Annotated in this window: 5 protein-coding genes; 1 reads left to right on the forward strand and 4 read right to left on the reverse strand. The window is 74.0% G+C overall.

The features are described 5' to 3' along the window. Positions 1–35: 35 nt before the first annotated feature. A complete protein-coding gene (locus tag Q6969_RS13455) occupies positions 36–725 on the reverse strand; it encodes a hypothetical protein (RefSeq protein WP_317230892.1) in 690 nt (229 codons plus the stop codon). A 122-nt stretch (positions 726–847) separates the two neighbouring features. Here Q6969_RS13455 and Q6969_RS13460 point away from each other — a divergent pair, with 122 nt between their 5' ends. Next, the gene (locus Q6969_RS13460) at positions 848–2,788 is read left to right on the forward strand and encodes a LamG-like jellyroll fold domain-containing protein (RefSeq protein WP_317230893.1); all 1,941 of its coding nucleotides are present in this window, start codon (positions 848–850) and stop codon (positions 2,786–2,788) included. Between the two features lie 17 nt (positions 2,789–2,805). On the opposite strand, the gene Q6969_RS13465 is transcribed toward Q6969_RS13460, so the two are convergent. The 3 genes from Q6969_RS13465 to fdxA all read right to left on the reverse strand — a co-directional run. After that, positions 2,806–3,243 (reverse strand): hypothetical protein, encoded by a 438-nt coding sequence (locus Q6969_RS13465; RefSeq protein ID WP_317230894.1) that lies wholly within the window; start codon positions 3,241–3,243, stop codon positions 2,806–2,808. Between the two features lie 338 nt (positions 3,244–3,581). Beyond that, positions 3,582–4,076 (reverse strand): flavin reductase family protein, encoded by a 495-nt coding sequence (locus Q6969_RS13470; RefSeq protein WP_317230895.1) that lies wholly within the window; start codon positions 4,074–4,076, stop codon positions 3,582–3,584. Then, the coding region (fdxA, locus tag Q6969_RS13475) for a ferredoxin (RefSeq protein ID WP_317230896.1) at positions 4,073–4,353 on the reverse strand (281 nt) is incomplete at its 5' end. The genes fdxA and Q6969_RS13470, both read right to left, overlap by 4 nt.

Raw genomic sequence — 4,353 nt, forward strand, 5'->3', positions numbered from 1 at the left:
GCGCTAGGCCTGCCGGGCGCTAGGCCGGCCGGGCGCTAGGCCGGCCGCGGGCGCGTCACGAACGCGAGGCGGACGTGGGCGAGCTCGGCCCGCGCGACGACCGCGGTGAGGATCCGATCGCCGACGCGGGCGCCGACCGCGACGACGTCCGGGTCGTGCGCGAGCCGCAGTCCGTCGACGAGGACGCCGTCGACCTCGATGGACGCCGGCTCGAGGCCGTCGGGACCGGGTGGGGACGACACGACGGGCGGGAACGTCCCGTCCGTGCGCCCGGCGCGGAAGCCGTTCACCACGATGTGCGCGGCGTGATCGAGCAGCGCCCCGGGGAGGTCGGGCACGTGCACCCCCGCGTCGGCGGGGTGCACGGGCGTCGTGCGGACCGCCTCCCACAGCGTCGCCCAGCGCATCCGCTGCCGGACCTCCTCGAAGGCGCGCGGGAGCGGATGCGGCAGGGGCGCGTCGAGCGCCGCCGTCTCCGCCTCGGTGAGGGTCCCGCGGTTGCGGGGGTCGTCGCGGTCGGCCGGCTCCCGCCACAGCGTGTAGACCAGGCTCGCCTCCACGAGCACCTCCGGGCGCCCGTCGGGGATCTGCGTGCCGGCGCTCACGCCCCACTCCTCGACGGACGGCTGCGGGGCGAAGGTGAGGAGGTCGACGCCGAACCGCGCGGTGACGCCGTCCGCGGTCGGCAGTTCGGGGAAGTCGAAGGGCTCGTCGTGGATCCGCATCGTCCCAGGGTGACGGGTCGACGCCGCCCACGGCAACGGCTGGCGCCCGGCGGCGGGGCTGCCGCCCGCCGTCCACGCCCCGGCATCCGCGCGTTCACCCGCCGCCCCTACCGTCGTCCTCTGTGACCACGGACCCGAACACCACGCCCCGCTCCGAGCCGTCCCGATCGGCCCCGTCCCGTTCGGCGCTGTCCCGCCGGGGGTTCCTCATCACGGGCGGTGCCGCCGGCGCGCTCGGCGTCGCCGGGCTCGGCGGTGCGCTCCCCGCGACCGCCGCGGATGCGGCCGCCGCCGCTGCTCCCACCGCCGCGAAGGCGCCGCCCGCCCAGCAGGGACCCGGCGCGCGCTGGAAGCCCGACACGGCGTCGCCGCGCTTCACGATCGCCGTGCTGCCCGACACGCAGTACCTGTTCGACGGCGCCGCGATCCACCCGGAGCCGCTCGAGGCCTCGCTGCGGTACGTGCTCGCGGAGCGCGACCGGCACAACATCGTCTTCCTCGCGCACCTCGGCGACGTGACCCAGAACGGCGCCGCCGCGGAGGTCCAGGCGGCGAGCGCGCAGTTCACGCTCCTCGACCGCGCGGGCGCGGCCTACAGCGTGCTCGCGGGCAACCACGACGTGCCGGGCGACAGCGACGACCAGCGCGGCCGCACGCCGTACCTCGACGCGTTCGGCCCGAAGCGCTTCGCGAGGTCGCCGAGCTTCCGCGGATCCAGCCCCGACGGCTACAACACGTTCCACACCTTCACGGCGGGCGGCCTCGACTGGCTGGTCCTCGCCCTCGACTGGCGCACCAGCGCCCGCGGCGTGGAGTGGGCGCGCGGCGTGCTCGCGGCGCATCCGACGCTGCCGGTGATCCTCACGGCGCACGCGATCGTCGACTCCCGGCCCGACGGATCCGCCGCCCTCGACGACCACGGCCAGGGCCTCTGGGACTCCTTCATCGCGGACCACGACCAGGTCCTCCTCACGCTCAACGGCCACTACTGGAAGCCCGGCCGCACGACGCTGGCGAACCGCGCCGGCCACGACGTGCACCTGCACCTCGTCAACTACCAGGACCGCTACTACGGCGGCGCCGCGATGATCCGGCTGTACCACGTGGACCTCGAGCGGGACGCGATCGACGTCGAGACCCTCTCGCCCTTCATCCTGGGCGGCGGCCTCGGCACCGGCAACGAGCTGGCGGATGAGGAGGCAAGCCTCTCCGGCGACGTCGACCGCTTCACCGTGTCCGTCGACTTCGCGCGGCGCTTCGCCGGCTTCGCGCCGGTCCCCGCACGGGCACCCCGCCCCGCCGCGGAGATGCTGGTGCCCGGCACGGTCGCGTACTGGCGCTTCGACGGGCAGCCGGACGGATCCGCGCTCGGCCCCGCCACCCGCATCCCGGACGCCTCCGGCCACGGCAACGACCTGGTGGTCGCGGACCGGGCGGGCGCCGCCCCCGGATCGCTCCGCTACTCGGCGGAGCACCACGACGACTCGCCGAGCGCCGGCAGCCTCACGCTCACGGGCGGCAAGGCCTCGGGCGACCACCTGCGCACCGTCGACGGCGCACCCCTCGACACGGCGACCTTCCGCCAGGGCTACACGTTCGAGGCCTACCTGCGGATCCCGGAGGGCTACGGCGGTGGGGACGCGTGGAGCTCCATCGTCTCCCAGTCGGCGTCCGCGAGGGACGCCGGCAAGGCGGCCGCCTCGGGGGACCCGGACGAGCCCGCCGTGGTCCTCACCGTCTCCGGCAGCCGCGAGATGCAGTGGTGCGTCTACCCGACCAGCCAGGACGGATCCCTCACGAGCTGGTCGCACGAGCTGCCGGCGGCGACGTGGTGGCACGTCGCCGTGGTGAACGACAGCCAGCACACGACCATGTACGTCGACGGGAACCCGGTCGTGCGGAACCCCACGACGCCGAACCGCGGGCTCGCCTCGGCCGGCAGGTCGTGGCTCGTCGGCGCCAACCACTACGGAGGCCGGCTCGACCACGTGTTCCCCGGCTCCATCGGCGACATCCGCATCGTGGAGCGCGCGCTGGAGCCCTCGGAGTTCATGAACGCCTGACGCGAGGGCGACCGGGGTCAGGAGGGCTGTCGATCGATGAACGCAGCCATCCACGGCACGGTGAAGGTGATCCGTCCATGCTCGGGTGCGGAGATGATGCCCTTGTCGGTCAGGTTCTGGCGGATCTCGCTGAGGCGTTGCGTGGTGCGGTCGAGTCGGCGTGCGACGTCGGCGGTCGTGGATCCGGTGTCGCCGTCGGCAGCCATGGCGCGGAGGTATTCCTTCTCCAGGGGTGTGGCCCGGTCCCAGCGGGTGCGATGGAAGCCGTCGTCGAGGTGGCGGAGGGCGACTCCGGCGCCGTTCTGTGCGTCGTCCCGGGAGATCGGCGATGACGCGGCCTCGAGCCAGGCTTCCGAGCCGTATTCCGGGAGGAAGTAGGGATACCCGCCGGTGAGCGTGACGACGAGGTCGATGGCGTCGTCGGTCCATGCGACACCTTCGTCGGCAGCGGGCACCGTGAGTGCAGAGGCGGCGGCTTCGGGTTCGAGTTCGCGGATGTGCCGGTACGGGAAGAGGCGCTCGGAGTAGGACGTGGCGCGAGTGCGGGGGGGCGGGCACCGGCGCCGGGCGCCTAGGGGTCCGTTGTGCCGTCCATGGTCGATCTCCCCTCGTCTCCCTGCGTCTGTCGGATCTCGACAGACACGGGGATGCATCGACAGATCCTCGCTCGACCGTCGTCGCTCGGGCACGACCGGCGGCGATCCACTCCGCGATGCCTGCCCGAGAGCCAGGGAGGCCGGGCGGCCGGGACGGCCGGCTTCGAGGGTGAGCTCGCCGGGGCGACCGCCTGGGCCTACAGCTCCGGGTGGTCGTCCTCGAGCAGGTGGAAGCGGCGGTCGCGGTAGACGAGCGGCGGGGCGGGCTCGCCGAGGATGACGTCGAGGACCTCGGCGACGACCAGCACGGATCCGCCCACGGGCACGGTCTGCAGGGTGCGGCAGCGGAGGGCGGCGCGGGCGTCGGCGAGCAGCGGCTCACCGGTCGGGAGCTCCTGGAACCCCTGCTCGGCGGTGAAGCGCGGCGAGCCGGAGACCGCGAAGGCCCGGGCGAGGGCCGCGTGCTGCCCGCCGAGAAGGTGCACGAGGTAGGTGTCGGCCTCGAGGATCGCGCCCGCGGATCCCGTGGCGCGCGTCACGGAGAAGGAGAGCGCCGGCGGGTCCACCGAGAGCGAGGCGACGCTCGACGCGGTGAGGCCGGAGGGCCCGTCCGGGGTGCGCGCCGTGATGAGCGCGACGCCGGCCGGGTGCCCGCGGAAGGCCGCCTTGAAGAGGTCGGGAACCGCGCTCACGCGTGCTCGCCCTGGGGCGGGAGGGCGGCGATGACGGGGTGGTCGGTCGGGACGACGCCGATCTTGGTGGCTCCGCCGGGCGAGCCCATCTCGGCGAAGAACTCGACGTTCGCGGTGTAGTAGTCCGACCACTTCTCCGGCAGGTCGTCCTCGTAGTAGATGGCCTCGACCGGGCACACCGGCTCGCACGCGCCGCAGTCGACGCACTCGTCGGGGTGGATGTAGAGCGACCGCTCGCCCTCGTAGATGCAGTCCACCGGGCACTCGTCGATGCAGG

The organism is Clavibacter sp. MX14-G9D, assembly GCF_032917815.1.
GTDB classification, from domain to species: domain Bacteria; phylum Actinomycetota; class Actinomycetes; order Actinomycetales; family Microbacteriaceae; genus Clavibacter; species Clavibacter michiganensis_K.